The organism is Rhizobium azibense (genome assembly GCF_004342325.1).
Classification (GTDB): Bacteria; Pseudomonadota; Alphaproteobacteria; order Rhizobiales; family Rhizobiaceae; genus Rhizobium; species Rhizobium etli_B.
Genome location: NZ_SMBJ01000006.1, coordinates 147,611 through 168,055 on the forward strand (window position 1 = coordinate 147,611; position 20,445 = coordinate 168,055).

Annotated in this window: 20 protein-coding genes and 1 riboswitch; of the genes, 9 read left to right on the forward strand and 11 right to left on the reverse strand. The window is 59.7% G+C overall.

The genetic code is table 11. The features are described 5' to 3' along the window. Positions 1 to 2 precede the first annotated feature (2 nt). On the forward strand, positions 3 to 1,400 hold the full coding sequence (lpdA, locus tag EV130_RS16450; RefSeq protein ID WP_074064493.1) for a dihydrolipoyl dehydrogenase: 1,398 nt from the start codon (positions 3 to 5) through the stop codon (positions 1,398 to 1,400). Between the two features lie 175 nt (positions 1,401 to 1,575). Here lpdA and EV130_RS16455 read toward each other — a convergent pair whose 3' ends face one another. From EV130_RS16455 to EV130_RS16490, 8 genes are all read right to left on the reverse strand, one after another. Then, positions 1,576 to 2,187: a thiamine phosphate synthase gene (locus EV130_RS16455; protein WP_132550717.1), complete on the reverse strand. Its 612-nt coding sequence runs from the start codon at positions 2,185 to 2,187 to the stop codon at positions 1,576 to 1,578. Next, positions 2,184 to 2,957 (reverse strand): thiazole synthase, encoded by a 774-nt coding sequence (locus EV130_RS16460; RefSeq protein WP_074064491.1) that lies wholly within the window; start codon positions 2,955 to 2,957, stop codon positions 2,184 to 2,186. The genes EV130_RS16455 and EV130_RS16460 overlap by 4 nt, the downstream gene beginning before the upstream one ends. A gap of 3 nt (positions 2,958 to 2,960) precedes the next feature. Then, positions 2,961 to 3,158 (reverse strand): sulfur carrier protein ThiS, encoded by a 198-nt coding sequence (gene thiS / locus EV130_RS16465; RefSeq protein WP_022717603.1) that lies wholly within the window; start codon positions 3,156 to 3,158, stop codon positions 2,961 to 2,963. Further along, positions 3,155 to 4,138: a glycine oxidase ThiO gene (thiO, locus tag EV130_RS16470; RefSeq protein ID WP_074064490.1), complete on the reverse strand. Its 984-nt coding sequence runs from the start codon at positions 4,136 to 4,138 to the stop codon at positions 3,155 to 3,157. The genes thiS and thiO overlap by 4 nt, the downstream gene beginning before the upstream one ends. A 1-nt stretch (position 4,139) precedes the next feature. Beyond that, complete coding sequence (gene thiC / locus EV130_RS16475) at positions 4,140 to 5,966, reverse strand: phosphomethylpyrimidine synthase ThiC (protein WP_132660886.1); 1,827 nt, start codon at positions 5,964 to 5,966, stop codon at positions 4,140 to 4,142. Between the two features lie 92 nt (positions 5,967 to 6,058). After that, positions 6,059 to 6,170: riboswitch (TPP riboswitch) on the reverse strand. A gap of 127 nt (positions 6,171 to 6,297) precedes the next feature. Then, on the reverse strand, positions 6,298 to 7,053 hold the full coding sequence (gene kduD / locus EV130_RS16480) for a 2-dehydro-3-deoxy-D-gluconate 5-dehydrogenase KduD (protein WP_132550721.1): 756 nt from the start codon (positions 7,051 to 7,053) through the stop codon (positions 6,298 to 6,300). Between the two features lie 5 nt (positions 7,054 to 7,058). Next, on the reverse strand, positions 7,059 to 7,895 hold the full coding sequence (gene kduI / locus EV130_RS16485) for a 5-dehydro-4-deoxy-D-glucuronate isomerase (protein ID WP_074064487.1): 837 nt from the start codon (positions 7,893 to 7,895) through the stop codon (positions 7,059 to 7,061). Beyond that, complete coding sequence (locus EV130_RS16490) at positions 7,892 to 8,662, reverse strand: GntR family transcriptional regulator (protein ID WP_074064486.1); 771 nt, start codon at positions 8,660 to 8,662, stop codon at positions 7,892 to 7,894. Before EV130_RS16490 ends, kduI begins: the two co-directional genes overlap by 4 nt. Before the next feature lie 508 nt (positions 8,663 to 9,170). Here EV130_RS16490 and EV130_RS16495 point away from each other — a divergent pair. From EV130_RS16495 to EV130_RS16525, 7 genes are all read left to right on the forward strand, one after another. Further along, positions 9,171 to 9,896 (forward strand): FadR/GntR family transcriptional regulator, encoded by a 726-nt coding sequence (locus tag EV130_RS16495; protein WP_132550723.1) that lies wholly within the window; start codon positions 9,171 to 9,173, stop codon positions 9,894 to 9,896. A 66-nt stretch (positions 9,897 to 9,962) separates the two neighbouring features. Beyond that, on the forward strand, positions 9,963 to 11,471 hold the full coding sequence (locus EV130_RS16500) for an ABC transporter substrate-binding protein (protein ID WP_074064484.1): 1,509 nt from the start codon (positions 9,963 to 9,965) through the stop codon (positions 11,469 to 11,471). Between the two features lie 65 nt (positions 11,472 to 11,536). Further along, positions 11,537 to 12,484, forward strand: coding sequence for an ABC transporter permease (locus EV130_RS16505; RefSeq protein ID WP_132550725.1), 948 nt, complete (start codon positions 11,537 to 11,539; stop codon positions 12,482 to 12,484). After that, positions 12,481 to 13,353 carry an ABC transporter permease gene (locus EV130_RS16510; RefSeq protein ID WP_074064482.1) on the forward strand — a complete coding sequence of 291 codons (873 nt, stop codon included), beginning with the start codon at positions 12,481 to 12,483 and terminating at the stop codon, positions 13,351 to 13,353. Before EV130_RS16505 ends, EV130_RS16510 begins: the two co-directional genes overlap by 4 nt. A gap of 13 nt (positions 13,354 to 13,366) precedes the next feature. After that, entirely contained in the window at positions 13,367 to 15,151 is a 1,785-nt protein-coding gene (locus tag EV130_RS16515; RefSeq protein WP_132550727.1) for a gamma-glutamyltransferase family protein, read from the forward strand. Positions 15,152 to 15,154: 3 nt separating this feature from the next. Next, on the forward strand, positions 15,155 to 15,925 hold the full coding sequence (locus EV130_RS16520) for a DUF1028 domain-containing protein (protein ID WP_132550729.1): 771 nt from the start codon (positions 15,155 to 15,157) through the stop codon (positions 15,923 to 15,925). A 14-nt stretch (positions 15,926 to 15,939) separates the two neighbouring features. Further along, entirely contained in the window at positions 15,940 to 17,766 is a 1,827-nt protein-coding gene (locus EV130_RS16525) for an ABC transporter ATP-binding protein (RefSeq protein ID WP_132550731.1), read from the forward strand. A 74-nt stretch (positions 17,767 to 17,840) separates the two neighbouring features. Here the strand turns inward: EV130_RS16525 and EV130_RS16530 are convergent, their stop codons facing one another. Next, positions 17,841 to 18,098, reverse strand: a complete 258-nt coding sequence (locus EV130_RS16530) for a hypothetical protein (RefSeq protein WP_074064478.1) — start codon at positions 18,096 to 18,098, stop codon at positions 17,841 to 17,843. Positions 18,099 to 18,495: 397 nt separating this feature from the next. Between EV130_RS16530 and EV130_RS16535 the strand changes: the two genes are divergently transcribed. Continuing rightward, positions 18,496 to 18,810 carry a hypothetical protein gene (locus EV130_RS16535; RefSeq protein WP_132550733.1) on the forward strand — a complete coding sequence of 105 codons (315 nt, stop codon included), beginning with the start codon at positions 18,496 to 18,498 and terminating at the stop codon, positions 18,808 to 18,810. 447 nt (positions 18,811 to 19,257) lie between these two features. Here EV130_RS16535 and EV130_RS16540 read toward each other — a convergent pair whose 3' ends face one another. Together EV130_RS16540 and EV130_RS16545 are read right to left on the reverse strand one after the other, a co-directional pair. Further along, positions 19,258 to 19,686: an HD domain-containing protein gene (locus EV130_RS16540; RefSeq protein ID WP_132550735.1), complete on the reverse strand. Its 429-nt coding sequence runs from the start codon at positions 19,684 to 19,686 to the stop codon at positions 19,258 to 19,260. A gap of 10 nt (positions 19,687 to 19,696) precedes the next feature. Beyond that, positions 19,697 to 20,107 (reverse strand): hypothetical protein, encoded by a 411-nt coding sequence (locus tag EV130_RS16545; protein ID WP_074064475.1) that lies wholly within the window; start codon positions 20,105 to 20,107, stop codon positions 19,697 to 19,699. Between the last annotated feature and the right edge of the window lie 338 nt (positions 20,108 to 20,445).

A 20,445-nucleotide genomic window follows, 5' to 3' on the forward strand; every position in this document is an offset into this window, starting at 1 on the left:
TTATGAAAGAGATCGTCTGCAAGCTCCTCGTCATCGGCGCCGGTCCTGGAGGCTATGTCTGCGCCATCCGGGCGGGCCAGCTCGGCATCGACACCGTCATCGTGGAGGAAAGCAAACCGGGCGGAACCTGCCTGAATGTCGGCTGCATTCCGTCCAAGGCGCTCATTCATGCGGCAGAAGAGTTCGCCGCAGTCCGCCGTATGGCTGCCGGAAGGAGCCCGATCGGCATCCGTGTGGGGGACGCTGCCATCGACCTGGCGAAAACCATCGGTTGGAAGGATGGTATCGTTGGCAGGCTCACCAGCGGTGTCTCAACGCTGCTTCATAAGGCGAATGTCAAGATCGTCCACGGACGCGCGGCTTTTCGCGACGGCAAGACCGTGGAGGTGGAGACGGAAACCGGCGCGCAGATCATTCGCGCCGACACCGTGGTCATCGCCACCGGCTCGGAGCCGGTCGAGCTTGCAGGTCTTCCCTTCGGTGGCCGCGTCATATCCTCAACCGAGGCCCTGTCGCTTAAGGATCTGCCGGAGAGGCTTGTGGTTGTCGGCGGCGGCTATATCGGCCTCGAGCTCGGCACCGCCTTTGCCAAGATGGGCTCCGAGGTAACCGTTGTCGAAGCGATGCCGCAGATCCTGCCGCAATATGATGCCGATCTCGTGCGCCCTGTGTTGCGCAAGCTCGGAGAACTCGGCATTCACGTGCTGACCGGTGCAAAAGCCAAGGGTCTCTCTGGCGAGGGAAATGCACTCTTTGTCGAGACGGCGGACAGTCAGGAACAGCAGCTGCCGGCCGACCGCATCCTGGTCACCGTCGGACGCAAACCGAAAACCGCAGGATCGGGGCTGGAAGAGCTCGATCTAGATCGTTCAGGGCCTTATCTGCGCATCGACGAGCGCTGCCGCACGTCGATGCGCGGCATATATGCGATCGGCGACGTCACCGGCGAGCCGATGCTTGCCCACCGCGCCATGGCGCAGGGCGAAATGGTGGCCGAGATTGTGGCCGGCCGGAAGCGGGCCTGGGACAAGCGCTGCATTCCGGCGGTTTGCTTCACGGACCCCGAGATCGTGACGGCGGGTCTTTCCCCCGGCGAGGCCCGTGCTCAGGGCTATGAGATCCGCGTCGGCCAGTTTCCCTTCAGCGCCAACGGCCGCGCCATGACGATGCATTCGGACGAAGGCTTCGTGCGCGTCGTGGCACGAGCCGACACAAATCTTGTCCTCGGCCTTCAGGCCGTCGGCGCCGGGGTTTCGGAGCTTTCGGCCACCTTCGCACATGCCATGGAGATGGGCGAGCGCCTGGAGGATATTTCCGGTACGATCCATGCCCATCCGACCCGCAGCGAAGCCATCCAGGAAGCAGCCCTTAAGGCACTTGGCCATGCATTGCACATCTGACGCGCAGTTGCAGTCCGTAGATTGCGATGGTCGGATTAGCGCGCCAATGTCAGAGCCCAGTTCTTGCATCTTCCATTTCCGCGCGTCCTATGAGCACGGCAAGAGTGGTTTTCAATCGGGCAGACGTCATGTGCGTTTCTCGCGGCTTTTGGTAAAGTCGTCCCGATCATGACATCTATGAGATTCTCCATCTGGCGGTGGCCTTAAGCCACTGTCTGGTTCTTGCCTCTGGATCGCTGTTCAGAGTGATGTCGGTCACAACGGCCGCGCTGTCTGCGCCATGGGCAAAGACGCCGTCGATGCGATCGACATTCAGCCCGCCGATGGCGACAAGCGGCAGGCCGGCGATGCGTGTTTTCCATTCGCTGAGCCGTTCCAGCCCTTGCGGCGCCCATTTCATCTGCTTCAGGATTGTCGCATAGACTGGACCGAGCGCGACATAGTCCGGCTTTGCGGCGAGCGCTGTCTCCAGCTCGGCACCGTCATGGGTGGAGAGCCCGAGCTTCAGACCGGCCTTCCGAATCGCTCGACGATCCGCTCCGGCCAGATCCTCCTGTCCCAGATGGAGGAAATCGCATCCCTCCTCGATCGCCAGTTGCCAGTAGTCGTTGATGATCAGCTGGCATCCATTTGCAGAGCAGATCGTCTTTGCGTTGCGGATATCAGCACGGATTTCCGCCTCCGTCCGGTCCTTGATGCGGAGTTGAACCAGCTTGACGCCAAGCGGGACCAAGCGGGCGATCCACTGTGCACTGTCGACAATCAGATAGAAGGGATCGAGCCTCATGCAAAGACCGCCCTACCGATCACCGGTGTCGAGGGCACGGCCATCTCGCGCGGCTCCAGCATGCCGGCACCGAACGCCTGATGGCCGGCCGCGACCGCCCTGGCGAAAGCCTCGGCCATGGAGACAGGATCGCCGGCGCCAGCCACCGCGGTGTTGAGAAGAACCGCATCGAAGCCGAGTTCCATGACGGTTGCTGCATGCGAGGGCCTGCCGATGCCGGCATCGACGATCAGCGGCACCTCGGGAAAGTGCGCGCGCATCGCCCGAAGGGCCGAGAGATTGAGCGGCCCGGCGGCACTACCGATCGGCGCGCACCAGGGCATCAAAACCTTGCACCCCGCTTCCAGCAAGCGTTCCGCCACGACAAGATCATCGGTCGTGTAGGGGAAGACTTCGAAGCCCTCACCCGAGAGGATACGCGCGGCTTCGACCAGCCCAAAGACATCGGGCTGCAGCGTATCGTGATTGCCGATCACCTCAAGCTTGATCCAGCTGGTCTGAAACACCTCGCGCGCCATCTTGGCCGTCAGCACCGCTTCGGAGACGCCATGGCAGCCGGCCGTATTGGGCAGCACACGTACGCCGAGCGAGCGGATCATGTCGAAGAATGCACCACCGTTGCGGCCGCCGGCGGTTTCACGGCGCAAGGAAACGGTGACGATTGCAGTCTGAGATCGCTGGACGGCTTCGGTCAAGATTGCCGGTGAGGGATAGCGGGCCGTTCCGAGAAGAAGGCGCGAGGCAATTTCGGCTCCATAAAGCGTAAGCATGGTTCAACCTCCCTGCATCGGGGTCAGGATTTCTATCCGGTCATTCTCGTCAAGCGCATGGTCAGCCCGATCCTCCCGGTGGACGAGCTCGCCGTTGACGGCGGTCGCGAGCCACTCGCCTTCGTAGTCCATCAGCCTCAGCAGCTCGGAAAGCGTATTGGCACAGATATTCTGAGCTTCGCCATTGATGATCAGTCTCATGAAAACATTCCTTCCCGTTGGCTTACGTGTTGGAGTTTGCCGAATACAAGCTCCGCAGCTTCGGCCGCTATTGCCGGTGCCAGCAAAAAACCGTGGCGATACAAGCCGTTGACAAATACTGTGTTTGCGTCGCGGACGGCGCGGGGAAAGTTGTCGGCGAAGGCGGGGCGGATTCCGGCCCCGGTCTCGGCGACGGCTGCCTCTGCAAAGGCCGGATGAAGCGCGTAGGCGGCGTTCAGCAGTTCCATCAACGAGCGTGCCGAAATCGGCCCGTCGAAATCGGTTTCGATCATCGTGGCACCGACCATGAAAAGCCCGTCGCCGCGGGGGACGATGTAGAGCGGGATGCGCGGATGCAGCAGGCGAACCGGGCGTGCGAGTTGCACCTCGCAGCTCTTAAGATAGAGCATCTCGCCGCGAACGCCACGCAGCCCGCCGGCCTTGCCAATCTGCGCCGCACCCGTGCAGTCGACACGGTCGTCGAAGCTGCCCTCGTCGGCATCTCGAATGAACGACACACCTTGTGTTGCAAGCCTCTCGCGCAGCCTTGCAAGCGTCCGGCGCGGATCAAGATGGGCTTCGCGAGGAAAAAACAGACCTTGCTGGAAACGCCCGGCAAGGTCGGGTTCCAGCTCAGCAATGGCTTTACCATCGAGCCATTCACAGCCGGTCGTGCGGCTGGCGAAGCGTTGCAGTTCACCAAGATCGCGGGCCGGCGCGACCACGAGCGTACCGTTGCGTCGCACTTCTCCCGGCACCATCGCCTCCCACCGGTCGGCGGCATCGCGGCCTTGTAAAAGAACAGCCTCGCCAGCACTTTCCCGTTCGCACCAGGGCGCCAGCATCCCGCCGGCAAACCAGGATGCGGCGCCCTTGAAACCCTCATTCGGATCAACGACCGTCACATCGCCACCGCGGGCGTGAATCGCATGGGCAACGGAGAGGCCGGCAACGCCGGCCCCTTTGACAAGTATGCGCATGTTAGCCGTCCAAATGCTTTAGCGCTTCGACCGGAACATAGAGATCGCCGCCCTCGCGGTATTTTGCCGCCATCGCATCCAAGCCTTCCTTCTGCGCCTCGGCGCGAATGTCGTGCGAAATCCGCATGGAGCAGAATTTCGGGCCGCACATCGAGCAGAAATGCGCGACCTTGTGCGCCTCCTTCGGCAGCGTCTCGTCATGGAAGCTGCGAGCTGTTTCCGGGTCCAGCGAGAGATTGAACTGATCTTCCCAACGGAACTCGAAGCGGGCACGCGACAGTGCGTCGTCGCGAAGACGCGCGGCCGGATGTCCCTTGGCGAGGTCGGCGGCATGCGCCGCGATTTTGTAGGTGATGACCCCGGTCTTGACATCATTGCGGTCGGGCAATCCCAAATGCTCCTTTGGCGTGACATAGCAAAGCATGGCCGTCCCGAACCAGCCGATCATCGCAGCCCCTATGCCTGAGGTGATATGGTCGTAGCCGGGTGCGATGTCCGTCGTCAGGGGCCCGAGCGTATAGAAGGGTGCCTCGCCGCAGACGGCGAGCTGCTTGTCCATGTTTTCCTTGATCTTGTGCATCGGAACATGACCTGGTCCTTCAATCATCACCTGGCAGTCCTTCGCCCAAGCAATCTTCGTCAATTCGCCAAGGGTTTCGAGCTCGGCGAACTGCGCTGCGTCATTGGCATCGGCAATCGAGCCCGGTCGCAGGCCGTCGCCGAGCGAGAAGGACACGTCATAGGCGCGGCAGATATCGCAGATCTCCTCGAAATGCTCGTAAAGAAAGCTCTCACGGTGGTGATGCAGACACCACTTCGCCATGATGGAGCCGCCGCGCGAGACGATTCCGGTGACTCGGTTGACAGTCAGCGGGATATAGTGGAGCCGCACGCCGGCATGAATGGTAAAATAGTCGACACCCTGTTCCGCCTGTTCGATCAGCGTGTCACGATAAACCTCCCATGTCAGGTTCTCGGCGATGCCTTCGACCTTCTCCAGCGCCTGGTAGAGCGGCACGGTGCCGATCGGCAGTGGCGAATTGCGGATAATCCATTCGCGGATATTGTGTATGTTGCGGCCGGTCGAAAGGTCCATGACCGCATCGGCACCCCACCGCGCCGCCCAAACCATCTTTTCGACCTCTTCGGCCATCGACGAGGTCACGGCGGAATTGCCGATATTGGCGTTGATCTTCACCAGGAAGTTGCGGCCGATGATCATCGGTTCGGCCTCTGGATGATTGATGTTGGCGGGGATGATCGCGCGGCCTGCGGCAACTTCCTGCCGGACGAAGTCAGGTGTGACATAGTCGGGGATGTTGGCACCAAAGCTTTCGCCGTCGCGAACCACCGCCTCGCATTGAGCCGTCCGGCCGAGATTTTCGCGGATGGCGATGAATTCCATTTCCGGAGTGATGATGCCGGCACGCGCATAGGCAAGCTGGGTGACAGCCTTGCCGTTCTTTGCCCGCAGCGGCTGGCGCTGGCCTGGAAATTCGGGCGTCAGCCGTTCACCGCTGGCAAAACCATTGTCTTCCGGGCGAACGTGGCGACCCTGATAGGCCTCGACGTCGCCGCGGGCGAGCACCCAGTCACGCCGAAGTTGAGGCAAGCCCCCTTCGATGCGAATATCGGCTCCTTCGACCGTATAGGGGCCAGACGAATCGTAGACCCTGACTGGCGGCTCGCCTGCGGTCGGATGAACGCTGATCTCGCGCATAGGCACGCGAATGTCGGGATGGATATCTCCCGCAATGCAGACTTTGCGAGATGCCGGCAGCGGACCGGTGGTAACGGTGGGGGTGATGGTCTTTGCGGCGATATTCATGGTTTGAGGCTCCAAGTTGTGATTGGAGACCCAGTCCTTAGCCGGAATGATGGAAAGACGCCGGCATGGATTCCACGCGTGAATTCCAAGCCTTTCGAGCGCTCGCACCGTCCCTACGCCAGTATGAACTGGATCAGGTTCAACGGGTCACTGCGCGCGACAGCAGTATCTCAGCCCCTTGCCGGGACCCCCCTGGTGAATGTTCAAAGGTTAGGGGCGCGTGTCGCCGGTGTCAAGCGAGTGGCTCACGTCACTTCCTTCAACAGGCAGATGGGATGCCTACAAGGGAAAGATTAAGACACGTCTGCCTTTGGAGATGCAACCCTTCCCGTCAGCGTGCCAACCAGCCGCCGTCGACCGGCAGCACGGTGCCATGGACGTAGTCGGACGCGGACGAGGCGAGAAACACCGCCGCACCGCCGAGTTCGGCGGGCACTCCCCACCGTCCTGCCGGGATGCGCGCGAGAATGGCGGCACTGCGGTCCGGATCTTCTCGGAGCGAAGTCGTATTGTTGGTGACAAAATAGCCAGGCGCGATGGCGTTGACGTTGACGCCTTTGCCTGCCCATTCGCAGGCAAGCAGCCTCGTGACGCCGGCAAGGCCGCTCTTCGACGCCGTATAGGACGGAATGCGGATGCCGCCTTGGAAGGACAGCAGCGAGGCGATGTTGATAATCTTGCCCCTGCCCGTTTCGATCATGTGGCGGCCAGCGGCCTGAGACAGGAAGAAGGCCGTCTTGAGATTGGTGTCGATAACGGCGTCCCAGTCTTCCTCGGTGAAGTCGATCGCATCGGCGCGGCGAATGATACCGGCATTGTTGACGAGGATGTCGAGTGCACCGAAGGCCGAGAGCGTTTCGGCAACGATACGCTTTACCGGCGCGATCGTGCCAAGATCGGCCTTGATGGCATGGAAGCGCGCGCCCTCCTCCGTGACCATCGCCTCGGTTTCATCCATGGACGAGCGGCCGACAGCGACAATCGAGGCACCTGCTTGGGCAAGTGCCATCGCAATGGCCTGCCCTATGCCAGTATTGGCGCCGGTGACAATGGCCACGCGGCCGGAAAGATCAAACTGGTTTGCCATTGGACTTACCTTAAATCTGCGATCGCGATCTGATCCATGTCGGTGAAGCTCTTGTTGTCACCGGCCATCGCCCAGATGAAGCTGTAATTCTTGGTGCCGGCGCCCGAATGGATCGACCACGGAGGCGAGATGATCGCCTGCTCGTTTGCAATCAGCATGTGCCGCGATTCCTGCGGTTCGCCCATGAAATGGAAGATGCGCTGATCGGCATCGAGATCGAAGTACAGATAGGCTTCCATGCGCCGGTCATGGATGTGACTGGGCATGGTGTTCCAGATGCTGCCCGGCTCCAGCATCGTCAGGCCCATGGTGAGCTGGCAGGACTGGCAGACTTCGGGATGGATGAATTGGAAGATTGATCGTTTGTTGGCAGTTGCCGCTTCGCCAAACGTTAGATGCCGAGCCTGCTCGCGCGTCAAGAGCACCGCGGGATGCGGTCGATGTGCCGGCGTCGAAACGAGGTAGAACTTGGCGGGATTACCGGCATCAGTACTTTCGAAGCGGATGTCCACCGCACCCTTGCCGACATATAGGCAATCGTATTTCGAGAGCTCGTACGCCTTGCCGTCAATCAGGACGCGGCCCGCTCCCCCAATGTTCAGCGCACCGAGCTCGCGTTCGGCAAGAAAGGTCTCCTGGCCGATGGCCTTTGGCGCCGTCAACGTGAGGGCGGCGCCGAGCGGCATTGCGCCACCGATCACCATACGGTCGTAATGCGAATAGGTAAGCCGGATTTCGCCGCCTTCGAAGACATGGTCGACAAGAAAGTGGCGTCGCAGTGTGTCGGTGTCGTAGGCGCGAACGGCCTCGGGATGGGAAGCGTGCCTTACGTCGACTTTCATTGAAACAAACCTTTTTTTTCAGTTGATAACATAGGTTTTCTCGCGTCCTCGATAAAGTAATTCGGGTCCCAGATCGCGGCCTTTTCAACCTCGTGCAGTAGTTTGCCGAGATGGATGTCCATGGCCTCGACGGCGCCCTTCTTGTCACCCTTGCGCATGCAGCCGATGACGGTCGAATGCTCCTCGAGGACGCGGGCGAGACGGCCATCTTGCGGCAAGGTCAGGAGGCGGTAACGGTCGGAATGAACCTTGACCTGCTCTATGATTGCCCAGATGCCGGAAAAGCCGGCGATATCGCTGATCAACTTGTGGAAGTCGATATCAAGCCGGTGGAATGCCGTCACGTCGCCATTGCTCAGGCAGGCGCCAAGATCGTCCAGATTGCGGTCGAGCAGCCGGAGGCCGGCGGGCGTCATTCTTTCGACGGCATGGCCGACGGTGGTTATCTCGAGGGCTTTTCGCACGAGGATGGCTTCATAGAGCGCGCGGCGCGGTATGCGCGATACGAAGGTGCCGGATTGGGGAAAGATATCAACGAGACCATCGTCGGAAAGTCGTAAGATCGCCTCACGGATCGGCGTGCGGCTGACGCCGAAGTGGGCCTCCAACTCCTTCTCGCTCAACAAGTCCATGGGCTTGCGCCGAAGCGAGAGTATGTCGTCGCGCAAAACATCGTAGACCAGGGTTGCGGCGCGAGGAACTGCGGCACGCTGGTGGGAAAGTTGGGTCACGCCCGCCAAGGAACGCTTCTTGCGCGCTTCACTCATTCGTCACGCGTTTTTTCAAATCGCAGTTTGCAATACCGATTGGCATGCACCGATTGCCCTCCCAAGTCCTCAGCGGAAGTAGTATATTAGTATCCGACTGCGGGCAACAGAAAGTCGCTGAATGGAAAACGCCTGCACATGGCCATGGCCAGGATCAATGGCTGTCCATGCATTATCGTCACGCAGATCGAGAGCGGCTGGCATCAAACCTGTAAACAGAGCTGATTTTGCCAACAGTTCCTCGCGTCGATGAGAAGAAGGAGGTGCGTGTCAGCGTCCCTTCTATTGCGGGTGACAATCACGGTAACTCATTGAAGTTTTTCACGAGTAAGGGCCCGCCGTATTGCCATTGCCGAGGCGGCTCACCTTGCTGCTTTCCGACATTTTCAGAGATCGGCGCGAGAGCCCAAATCTTGTGCACTGCAGAATTTGCCTAAAAATTCACTTGACGCGTCCGTCAATTTGGTCTGGATTGAACCAATATTCAATTGGTACGGACCATTTTCCAATGGACGAAGCCGCCGGGAACTCAAACCTTGCACTGGACAGGCTCCGGACGCTGCTGCGCTCCGGCAGACTGGACGCGGACGGCAAGCTGCCGACGGAGCGCGCGCTTTCGCAAACCTTTGGCGTTAGCCGCCGCGCTGTGCGCCGTGCACTGGAGGTCCTGGAAGCCGAGGGGCTCATCTGGCGTCGTCAGGGTTCGGGCACCTTTGCCGGGCGACGTCCCGATGGCTGGAGCGAGCATGTCGATTCGATCGTCGCCGGGACCGACCTCATGGAAGTCATGGAGGTGCGTTTGCGCGTTGAGCCGCAGCTGGCCCAGCTTGCCGCAATGCGCGCCAAGAGCGTCGATATCGAGCGCATGTACGAGCTCATCAAGAAGATCTACGAAAGCACCGATGCCGACGGCCGAGAACTTTGGGATGGGGCACTGCACCGGCAGATCGCCCAGTGCGCCGGCAACCAACTCTTCCTGGCAATCTTTGATGTCATCAACAGGGTGCGTCAGGACGAGGCTTGGCAGGTGATCCGCGAGCGCGCCCGCAGCGCCAGCAAGACGCGTACGGTCACTTATGGCCAGCATACCGCAATCGTCGAGGCAATTGCTGCCCGCGACCCTGCCAAGGCCGGCGAGGCCATGCGCCAACACCTGTTGACGCTCCAGGAAAGCCTGATCCGCATCACCTCGCTGGACCACCATGAACCGAAGATCAAAAAAGAACTTGCCTGAGCGAGCCCGACTGCAGAGAGGCCGATACCGCCCCTCATGAAGCAAAGAACGACAGAGGAGAATGGCATGACGACCGCCAGATTCGCGACGATCCTTCTTGCGGGCGCACTGATTGCGCTACCCGCTTTCGCTGCCGAGCTAAAAATTGGTCTGCAAGATGATGCCGATGTGCTTGACCCCGCACAGTCACGCACCTTCGTGGGCCGTATCGTCTACACGGCAATGTGCGACAAGCTGGTCGATGTTACGCCCGACCTGAAAATCGTGCCGCAGCTTGCAACCGAGTGGAACTGGTCTGGCGACGGCAAGCTTCTGACCATGAAGCTGCGCGAGGGCGTAAAATTCCATGACGACACGCCGCTTGATGCCGAAGCGGTCGTCGCCACGATCGAGCGCAACATGACGTTGCCTGAATCGCGCCGCAAGAGCGAGCTCGCCTCTGTTGAAAAAGTCGAAGCGGTCGCACCTTATGAAGTCAAGTTCACGCTGAAGAGCCCGGACGTCACCTTGCTCGCCCAGCTTTCAGACAGAGCCGGCATGATTGTCTCGCCAACGGCGGCAAAGGAACTCGGCGCGAATTTCGGCAACCGGCCGGTCTGTGCCGGTCCGTTCAAGTTCGTCGAACGCGTGCAGCAGGATCGTATTGTGCTCGAGAAGTTCAAGGACTACTGGAACAAGGACAATATCTTCATCGACAAGGTCACCTACCTGCCAATCCCTGATACGACCGTGCGCCTTGCCAACCTTCGCTCAGGCGATCTCGACATGATCGAGCGATTGGCCGCCACCGACGCAGCTTCGGTCAAGCAGGATGCGAACCTGACCTACGCGGACGTGGTCAATATTGGCTACATGGCGCTCTATGCGAACATCGCCAACGGCCCGCGCGCCGACACTCCGTTCGGCAAGGACAAGCGACTGCGGCAGGCTTTTTCACTTGCCATCGATCGCGAGGCGCTGAACCAGATCGTCTACGAAGGCACTGCCGTGGGCGGCAATCAGCCGTTTCCGCCCAAGAGCCCTTGGTTCGACAAGGACATTCCAGTGCCTGTCCGCGATCTCGACAAGGCAAAAGCGCTCGTGAAGGAAGCCGGCTTCGATCGCGTACCCGTAGAAATGCAGATCCCAAACAACCCGGTCGCCGCGCAGATGATGCAGATCGTCCAGTCGATGGTCGCCGAGGCAGGGTTCGACGTCAGTCTGAAATCGACGGAGTTTGCGACCCTTCTGTCCGAGCAGACGGCAGGCAACTACCAACTGAGCCGCTCCGACTGGTCCGGCCGAGTCGATCCCGACGGTAACATCCACCAGTTCATCACCTGCAAGGGCGGAATCAATGACACCAAATATTGCAACCCTGAAGTCGACAAGCTGCTGAATGAAGCCCGTGCCTCGACCGACGATGCCGTGCGCAAGCAGAAGTATGACGCCGCCGCAGCAATTCTCAACGAGGACCTGCCGATCATTTATCTCGGTCACCAGTCCTGGATCTGGGCGCTGCACAAAAACATTACCGGCTTCGTCCCTTCGCCGGACGGCATGATCCGCCTCGCCGGCGTGAAGAAAGCCGGCTGATCCGAACAGATCTGCATGGCGGATCAGTATCCGCCATTCACCCGGTGCCGTGTCAGGACCTGCTCATGTACACCTATATTGCCAAGCGGCTTCTGGTCGCCATTCCGACGCTGGTGATCATTTCGCTTTTCGTCTTCTCGCTGCAGAAGCTCTTGCCGGGCGACCCCATCCTTGCCATGGCAGGCGAGGAGCGCGATCCGCAGGTGATAGAATACCTGCGCGAAAAATACCGGCTGAACGACCCGGTTCCCTATCAGTATGTGTCGTGGCTCGGCTCGGTCCTGAAAGGCGATCTTGGCATATCGCTGCGTACCAACCAGCCGGTTGTGGAACTTGTGGCGGAAAAACTGCCGGTGACGATCCAGCTCGCGATCATGTCGATGCTTTTCGCTTTCGCCATTGGCGTGCCGATGGGGATTTTAGCGGCAATCAAGAAGAATACGGCCTTCGACTACCTCGCAAATCTTTTCGCGCTTTCGGGTCTATCGATCCCGAATTTCTGGCTCGGCATCATGCTGATCCTGCTGGTCTCGGTGGAGCTCGGCTGGCTTCCCGCTTCCGGTTACGAACCTTTCTTCAAAAACCCATTACGCTCGATTGAAACGATGTTGATGCCATCCTTTGTGCTTGGCAACGCACTCGCCGCCACTTTGATGCGTCACACCCGCTCTGCGATGTTGAGCGTGCTCAGCGCCGATTACGTCCGCACCGCCCGCGCCAAGGGTCTTTGCGAGCGGAAGATCGTGCTTGAACACAGCTTTCGCAACGCCGTCCTGCCGATCGTGACGCTGAGTGCATTGCTCTTTGGCGAATTGCTTGCAGGTGCGGTCTTGACCGAACAGATCTTCACCATTCCCGGATTTGGCAAACTCATCGTTGATGCCGTTTTCAATCGTGACTATGCGGTCGTCCAGGGCGTGGTACTTTGCACGGCAATCGGCTTCATCGTGATGAACCTGCTAGCTGACATCGTCTATGTCCTTCTCAACCCGCGAATGAGGGCCGCCCTATGACCGCTCTCGATCAGATCACCATTGCCACGGATCATCGCCCGCCAAGACGAGCCTGGCGCAAGCTGAAGGCGAACAAGGGGGCGATCGCAGGCCTCGGAATCATCGCCTTCTTCGCCATTCTCGCGACGGCAGCGCCGCTATTGCCGATCCCGGACCCGAATGCGACGAGCTGGTCTGCAATCCGCAAGGCGCCGTCAGCGGCCCACTTGTTGGGAACCGATGACCTTGGCCGTGATATTCTCTCCCGCATGATCTGGGGCGCACAGGCCTCGCTGATGGCGGGTGTCTTTTCGGTAGCGATCGCGGTAGTGGTCGGCGTGCCGTTCGGCCTCATCTCCGGCTATTTCGGCGGGTGGACGGATCAGATCATCTCCCGCGTCACCGAGGCCTTCCTCGCCATGCCGTTCCTGATCACCGCGATCGCACTTGCGGCGTTCCTCGGCCCAAGTCTGACGAATGCGATGATCGCCATAGGTCTTTCGGCCATGCCGATATTCGTCCGGCTGACCCGCGGCCAGGTGCTCGCCGTCAAGACCGAGGAATATGTCGAGGGCGCACGTTCCATCGGGCTTAGACACTTTAGCATCATCAGCCGCTATATCCTGCCGAATGTCTTTGCGCCGATCCTGGTGCAGGCGACGCTGACGATCGCCACAGCGATCATCGCCGAGGCGAGCCTTTCCTTTTTGGGCCTCGGTCAGCAGCCGCCTGCCCCCAGCTGGGGCTCGATGCTCAACGTTGCAAAGAATTTCCTCTCCCAGGCGCCCTGGATGGCGATGTGGCCGGGTGCGGCAATCTTCCTCGTCGTGATTGGCTTTAATCTTTGCGGCGACGGGCTGCGCGATGCGCTGGATCCGCGCGAGGCATGAAAGGATTCTTAAAATGACCACGTTCACCACCCGTCCCGAGATTTTGGGCACCTTCGGGGTTGTCACATCAACCCATTGGATCGCCTCCGCCGTTGGCATGAGCATCCTCGAAAAAGGCGGAAACGCGTTTGATGCAGCGGTCGCCACAGGTTTCGTTCTGCAGGTGCTCGAGCCGCATCTTTGCGGACCGGGCGGCGACATGCCTGCGATCTTTTATTCGAAGAAGAAGGACAAGGTCGAGGTCATCTGTGCCCAGGGGCCGGCGCCGGCAGGCGCCACAATCGAGCACTATACGTCCGAGGGGCTCAGCCTCATCCCCGGAAACGGATTGCTTGCGACGGTCATTCCCGGCTCTTTCGATGGATGGATGCTGATGCTTCGAGACTATGGACGCCTGACCGTCCGCGACATCCTTGAACCAGCAATTCATTATGCCAAGCACGGTCATCCACTCCTAGAGCGGGTGTCTGCGACAATCTCCGGCCTGGCAACTTTCTTCGAAAAAGAGTGGCCGACCTCACATGAGACCTGGCTGCCCGGCGGTTCGGTCCCGGCGCCGCAGTCGAACTTCAAGAACCCGGTGCTTGCGCAAACCTGGAAGCGCGTCATCGCAGAGGCAGAAGTAAAACAAGGCCGCGAGGCACAAGTCGAAGCTGCGCGCGATGCCTTCTATCGCGGTTTCGTTGCTGAAGCGATTGACAAATATGCCGGCTCGACGGCGGTGATGGATGCAAGCGGCAGTCGGCACAAGGGTGTGATCAGCGCAAACGACATGGCAAAATGGTCAGCTGCGATCGAAGAACCGCTGATCTATCATTATCACGACTGGACGGTCGCAAAGACCGGTCCATGGGGCCAGGGGCCGGTGTTCTTGCAGACGCTCTCGCTTCTGAAGGAGATCGACATCGCCGGAATGGATCCGGCGGGCGCCGAATTCGTCCATACGCTCACCGAGGCGATGAAACTCGTCTTTGCCGACCGCGAAATCTATTATGGCGACCCGAAATTCGCGGAAGTCCCGATCGAACATCTGCTCTCGGATGCTTATGCCAATGCACGCCGAAAGTTGATAACCTCCGAGGCATCGCTTGAATTGCGTCCGGGACGCATTCCCGGATTCGAAGCCCAATACGAACTCACCATGGACATGCTTAACGCCACCTCGAAGACAGGCGCCGTCTACGAGCCGACCATGGCACACCTCTCCGAAAGAAGGGGCGACACCGTCCACATCGATGTGATCGACCGGGAGGGCAACATGGTATCCGTCACGCCCTCAGGCGGTTGGCTTCAGTCTTCACCCATCGTGCCAGGCCTTGGCTTCTGCCTGAATTCGCGCGCGCAGATGTTCTGGCTGAAGCCCGGCCTGCCGACGTCGCTTGCTCCAGGCAAGCGTCCACGCACGACATTGACGCCATCCTTAGCTCTGTATGAAGGCCGGCCGACGCTCGCCTTCGGCACGCCCGGCGGCGACCAGCAGGAGCAATGGCAGCTTTCCTTCTTTATGCGCTATGTGCATCACAAGATGAACCTGCAAGCTGCAATCGATCAGCCTCTCTTCCACACTTCACATTTCCCGGGCTCCTTTTATCCCCGCTCCCGCGAGCCAGGCAGCTTGATGGCGGAGGCGAATTTCGGCACCGAGGTTCTCGATGCGCTGCGCAGCAAGGGCCATAATCTGACAGTCGCCGATCCATGGACCGTCGGCCGCCTCACTGCTGCGCGCCGCGACGCCGATGGCCTGATGCGGGCAGCAGCAACGCCGCGCCTGATGCAGGCCTATGCTGTCGGGAGATAGGCCATGACCTGGTCGATCGTTGCCCGTGACTGCGAAACCGGCCAGCTCGGCATTGCCGTTGCCAGCCGCTTCTTTGCCGTCGGCGGCCTAGTGCCGCATATTCGCGGGGGCGTCGGCGCGGTTGCGACGCAGGCTTTCGTCAGCCCGCTATACGGTGTCGACGGTCTTGCTGCGCTCGCGTCAGGACAGGCTCCAGTAGAAATCCTGCGTGAATTGACCGCCCGCGACCAAGGCCGCGATCAGCGGCAGTTCCACTTAATCGACGCCAGGGGGCGGAATGCAGCTTTTACGGGCGCAAGATGTATCGATTGGGCAGGTCATCTTGTTGGGCAGGACATATCCGTGGCCGGAAATATGCTGGACGGACCGCAGGTGCTCGAAAAGACGCTCGCCGCCTATGGCAAGACGTCCGGGTTGCCGCTTGCCGAGCGGCTGCTGGAAGCCATGCAGGCCGGTGAAAATGCGGGCGGAGACAAGCGCGGCAGGCAATCGGCGGCCCTGCTCGTTTATCGCGATCAGGATTACCCCTGGCTCAGTATCCGCGCCGACGACCATGCCGACCCGCTTGGCGAACTTCGCCGCCTCTACGCCGTCGCAAAGGAGCGCTATCTGCATGTCGCCGAGACGATGGCGACGCGTCAAAACCCGAGCGGATTGATCGACCGCCGCGTGATCGACGAAAAGATCGCCGCCCTTGAAGCCGCACGTATCGCCGAAGGCCGCCCTTCGGCCTCCTTTGCAACGCCGCTTAAGCTTTCACACGCAAAACCATAAAGTAGGGAAACGAAATGGGTGAAGCTGCAAAACCCGTGCTCTCGGTCAATGACCTGACGATCTCCTTCCTCGTCGATGGCCAATGGAAGCCGGTGGTCCGCAACATCGCCTTCGACGTCATGCCAGGTGAAACTGTGGCCATCGTGGGCGAAAGCGGCTCCGGCAAGAGCGTCACCTCGCTCTCGATCATGCGCCTGCTGGCCAGGAACCAGAGCCGCATTGACGGCAAGATCGTTCTGAACGGCAAGGACATCCTTGCACTTACCGAAAGGGAGATGCGGCACGTGCGCGGCAATGATGCCGCAATGATTTTCCAGGAGCCGATGACGAGCCTCAATCCCGTTTTTACGATCGGCCGGCAGATTTCCGAAGCGATCACCTGTCACGGCGACATCACCCGGTCCGAGGCGCGGCGTGAAACGATCCGTCTTCTGGAAAAGGTCCGTATCCCGAATGCCTCCTCGCGCTTCGATGAATATCCTCACCAGTTTTCCGGAGGCATGCGCCAGCGGGTGATGATTGCCATGGCGCTTGCCTCCAGGCCGAAACTCTTGATCGCCGACGAACCAACGACGGCGCTCGACGTGACGATCCAGGGACAGATTCTCGACCTCATTAAATTACTGCAGGAAGAGGAAGGCATGTCCGTTCTCTTCATCACCCATGACATGGGCGTCGTCGCCGAAGTCTCGGACCGGACGATCGTGATGTATCGCGGCGAGGCAGTCGAAACCGGCCCGACCAGTGATATCTTCCTCCGCGGCAAGCACCCTTATACGCGCGCGTTGCTTTCGGCCGTGCCGCGATTGGGTTCAATGGCCGGTCAAAATTGGCCGCTCCGGTTTCCTGTTGTCGATACCGCAACTGGCGAGCGGAGCGAGCCCGTCGCGATCGCCGATACGGTCGTCGGCAAGACGCCGGTCCTCGAGGTCCAGAACCTCACCACGCGCTTTCCCGTTCGCGGCGGGCTTTTCGGTGCAAAGACCGGCGCCATTCATGCGGTCGAGAATGTCTCCTTCGAGCTTTTTCAGGGAGAGACCTTGTCGCTCGTCGGCGAATCTGGTTGCGGAAAATCGACCACAGGCCGATCGATCACCCGCCTTGTCGAACCGAACGGGGGAAAGGTCAGCCTTGACGGCTATGAGGTGACAAGCCTTGATTCCTCGGACCTGCGCCGCATGCGGCGCAGCATTCAGATGATCTTTCAAGATCCGTTTGCCAGCCTCAATCCGCGGATGACTGTGGGGGCAGCGGTCGCAGAGCCGATCATCGAGCATGGTCTCGCCAGCCGCGTCGAGGCTCGTAACAAGGCTGCCGACCTATTGGTACGTGTCGGTCTGAACGCGGATATGATGACGCGCTTTCCGCACGAGTTCTCCGGGGGGCAACGTCAGCGCATCTGCATTGCCCGGGCCCTGGCGCTCGATCCGAAGGTGATCGTCGCCGATGAAAGCGTCTCGGCCCTCGACGTCTCGATCAAGGCGCAGGTCATCAATCTGATGCTGGACCTGCAGCAGAGCCTCAACCTCGCCTTCCTGTTCATCTCGCACGACATGGCCGTCGTCGAGCGCGTCAGCCATCGTGTTGCGGTCATGTATCTCGGCGAGATCGTCGAGATCGGTCCGCGCGCTGCCATCTTCGGCAACCCGCAGCACCCTTATACGAAGACGCTCATGGCAGCCGTTCCCGTGCCCGATCCGGATCGCCGGCGCATGAGACGCGGACTATCGACGGAGGAGCTGAAAAGTCCGATCCGACCGCTAGATTATGTCGGACCGACGCCCAGTTACCGCGAGGTCGGCGCTGGCCATCTCGTCCGGCTGGAACCTGCGTGGGCATAGGTTGTCGATGGCAGGTAACACGTCGCGAAGACCCCACCGCAACCCCTGCATCAACAATATGACCGTCACGACAATCAATCGTAGAGCTCGCCATGGCCGATCTGCTCTTTTGCAGCGCCACTTATCGAAGAATTGCCAGCCGGGTCAGGCTCCTTGCGATGGGCATCCTTGAGGAAATTTGCAGCCTCGGCAAAAGCGACGGTGATTTCTTCAGTGCCCCATCCTGCTTCCTGGGCGTTTGCAATCAGCTGTTCCAAAGCCTTGCGCGCGGCATCACTTGCTTCTTTGAAGCGTCGGGAAGGAACGTCTGTCATCGGTGATGGGAAGGTCATTTGGTAATCCTTCAATCTTTCGTGGAACTCGCAGTTCAACGCGGCTGCATCGAAATGGATGCAGCAGCGAGTATCTTTTCTCAGCCATCTCCATCGTGCGGCTTGATAAGACATCGTTGAGGGCACCTTTTGAAACGTCGTTCCTCGGCGGTATGGTAGCCCCCACCCTCGATGACACAGTCGCATCATGGCGATCCGGGAACTGCCGGCACTATTGGCAATCTGGTGCGGCAGGCGCAGTTCATGGTCAAAAGCCTGCCGTCAGCGAACCCAGTCCGGAGATCGGACGTACCTAAGGATGAATATCAACTTCAGTACCCAACCAGTTGAAATATCGGATCTTTCCATCGTCGCCATTTGACAAGTTATTGCCTCCGATGAAACTCGGGAGACCTCTATGACCTCTACCAACGACTTTATTGCCGAAATCATCCGTGCCGCCAACAGGGTCGAAAAGCTGAGCACTTCCGAAAGACGCCTACTGCTGCAACGTGCAGTCGAGGCAATACATAAGCTGCGAGAGCGCACCGGGATACCGAGCAGCAATACGAACCACGATGCGATCTTCGACTTGCAAGCGATCGAAGTGACAGTCGAGCGACGCAAGACCGGTGAAATCAAGACAGCACTTCTGTTGGCCGCCGACATGATCCGGACGCTGCATATCGTGCTGGATTCGGGAACACAGATTAAGACCAAGGTGGCGGAGTAAGCGGTGCGGCTCGCGTCGGCAGGCGCGGGTCAGCCGGCAGAACAGCACACTGCGCCGCTTCGGATCGAAGGCGCGAAAGGCAAGCCGACAACAGGTGGCACCGGCAATTGTCCGCCGTAGGTGAGTTGCGAGTTTGAAGCATGGGAATGGTTTGGCCGCCTGGGCGTTCCCCAATATTGCGGTCCGTGCTCGGTCCATCGAACCGCAAGCGGCCCTCCGGCACGCCCTCGGCAATGCACTTGCGCCTCGGATATTCGTCAATACATTCAAGAACCTCGTTTAAGTTCTTTATCTCTTCACTGAAGTTCTTCCTCGGACCAAACCAGTGGATCAAACTGAAACCTGCCGATTTCAACTTTGTCTTCGGGCGTGTCTGAAGCGGCAAATTTCAGGTCATGCGCAAAGACCCATCGCCTTCGTGGAACCGGACCATTTCGACACTTTTTGTCAATCTGCTGAAGAGGCTTCCGCAATGATCGCAAGTCCGCGCTCGTATTTTAGCGTGTCGCTTCCCATTTGCCGCGCTTGGTCAAGATTGTCCTCGAGATCCGCCTGCTTGACAGGCCGTGCCAGCCGGTTGGCGATTGCCCGCCGCACAAAGACCTCGTCTTCCTCGCCTTGCCTTTTCGTCAAGGCATCGACCGCGGTGAGGACGGCCTGGGAAAAGCCCTCTTCCTTCAACCGATCCAGCGTCCATCCCCAAGCCTTCTCAGGCACATCGTGAAGGTAGGCGACCACTTTCTCTTCGTCGCCAGAGACCGCGTCCGCGACCCTTCGGCAGTGGTCAAAGTAAGGCTTTCCGAGTTTGTCCTGCTGGCCGTCGTGAGCCTCGGTTGCGATCTGAATAGCGTGCTGGAGATGCTGTTCCGATTGCATCTAGTTTCTCCTATCGGCGCGATTTCGCCTCGAGGCGAGCGACGATCAAGGAGATCGCGACCGTCGCGATCGCATTCACAGGAAGGTGTCTCAGCACCCGCACGCCAAAAGCGGTCGCGGCCATGGCACCGGCAAGCTTCGCCCAAGGGTAGCTGCCGAGTTGGTCATGAGCGCTCGCGTCGGCCCATTCGAGATTGGACTTGGCGACAACTACCGCCTGCTGTTTGACGACTGACAGCCTTGAGCGGATATTTTCGATCTCGTCCCGCACATGATCAAGGTCTTCTCTCACCCGCTGGAAAGAATATGCTTGCGGCGGGCCGCTGTCGGACGCCGTTTCGGCCTCAAGCGCGGCGAGATGAGCCTGTAGCTCGACGTCGGCGTCGAGGTCTTGCGAGAGGGTTGTGTCGCCTTTAGCCATGATGTTTCTCCTATAGATTTGCGGGTCACATCACAGCGCGCAATGGCACTGCGAACACGCGCCGGGCGCCTCTTACAGGCCTCGACCGGATTGTCCTGTGATCGCTCGTGCGCTCAACTCCTGCCGGAAAGGATGGTTCCTGAGCCGATTGTCGTTTTCACCGCGATGTCTCGACACTCTTACCTGCTGAAACGATGCCGATGCGTAGGATGCGACCCTCGTGCCTTTGGATCTTCTCTCAAACTCGTCGAGACCGTCGTCCCGTTCTTGCGGACGCGATACCCATTTGCCAGCCCCACCCTTTGGGTTTGCCCCAGGTCCCAAGAGCCGATACGCTC

Bases quoted from the DNA above. Each gene is read 5' to 3' on its own strand.
- EV130_RS16545 (WP_074064475.1), bottom strand. From the start codon at position 20,107: ATGGCTAAAGGCGACACAACCCTCTCGCAAGACCTCGACGCCGACGTC.
- kduI (WP_074064487.1), bottom strand. From the start codon at position 7,895: ATGAAAGTCGACGTAAGGCACGCTTCCCATCCCGAGGCCGTTCGCGCC.
- EV130_RS16515 (WP_132550727.1), top strand. From the start codon at position 13,367: ATGACCACGTTCACCACCCGTCCCGAGATTTTGGGCACCTTCGGGGTT.
- EV130_RS16455 (WP_132550717.1), bottom strand. From the start codon at position 2,187: ATGAGGCTCGATCCCTTCTATCTGATTGTCGACAGTGCACAGTGGATC.
- EV130_RS16490 (WP_074064486.1), bottom strand. From the start codon at position 8,662: ATGAGTGAAGCGCGCAAGAAGCGTTCCTTGGCGGGCGTGACCCAACTT.
- EV130_RS16535 (WP_132550733.1), top strand. From the start codon at position 18,496: ATGACCTCTACCAACGACTTTATTGCCGAAATCATCCGTGCCGCCAAC.
- EV130_RS16460 (WP_074064491.1), bottom strand. From the start codon at position 2,957: ATGCTTACGCTTTATGGAGCCGAAATTGCCTCGCGCCTTCTTCTCGGA.
- EV130_RS16500 (WP_074064484.1), top strand. From the start codon at position 9,963: ATGACGACCGCCAGATTCGCGACGATCCTTCTTGCGGGCGCACTGATT.
- EV130_RS16525 (WP_132550731.1), top strand. From the start codon at position 15,940: ATGGGTGAAGCTGCAAAACCCGTGCTCTCGGTCAATGACCTGACGATC.
- EV130_RS16510 (WP_074064482.1), top strand. From the start codon at position 12,481: ATGACCGCTCTCGATCAGATCACCATTGCCACGGATCATCGCCCGCCA.
- EV130_RS16540 (WP_132550735.1), bottom strand. From the start codon at position 19,686: ATGCAATCGGAACAGCATCTCCAGCACGCTATTCAGATCGCAACCGAG.
- EV130_RS16505 (WP_132550725.1), top strand. From the start codon at position 11,537: ATGTACACCTATATTGCCAAGCGGCTTCTGGTCGCCATTCCGACGCTG.
- thiS (WP_022717603.1), bottom strand. From the start codon at position 3,158: ATGAGACTGATCATCAATGGCGAAGCTCAGAATATCTGTGCCAATACG.
- EV130_RS16530 (WP_074064478.1), bottom strand. From the start codon at position 18,098: ATGACCTTCCCATCACCGATGACAGACGTTCCTTCCCGACGCTTCAAA.
- lpdA (WP_074064493.1), top strand. From the start codon at position 3: ATGAAAGAGATCGTCTGCAAGCTCCTCGTCATCGGCGCCGGTCCTGGA.
- EV130_RS16520 (WP_132550729.1), top strand. From the start codon at position 15,155: ATGACCTGGTCGATCGTTGCCCGTGACTGCGAAACCGGCCAGCTCGGC.
- EV130_RS16495 (WP_132550723.1), top strand. From the start codon at position 9,171: ATGGACGAAGCCGCCGGGAACTCAAACCTTGCACTGGACAGGCTCCGG.
- kduD (WP_132550721.1), bottom strand. From the start codon at position 7,053: ATGGCAAACCAGTTTGATCTTTCCGGCCGCGTGGCCATTGTCACCGGC.
- thiO (WP_074064490.1), bottom strand. From the start codon at position 4,138: ATGCGCATACTTGTCAAAGGGGCCGGCGTTGCCGGCCTCTCCGTTGCC.
- thiC (WP_132660886.1), bottom strand. From the start codon at position 5,966: ATGAATATCGCCGCAAAGACCATCACCCCCACCGTTACCACCGGTCCG.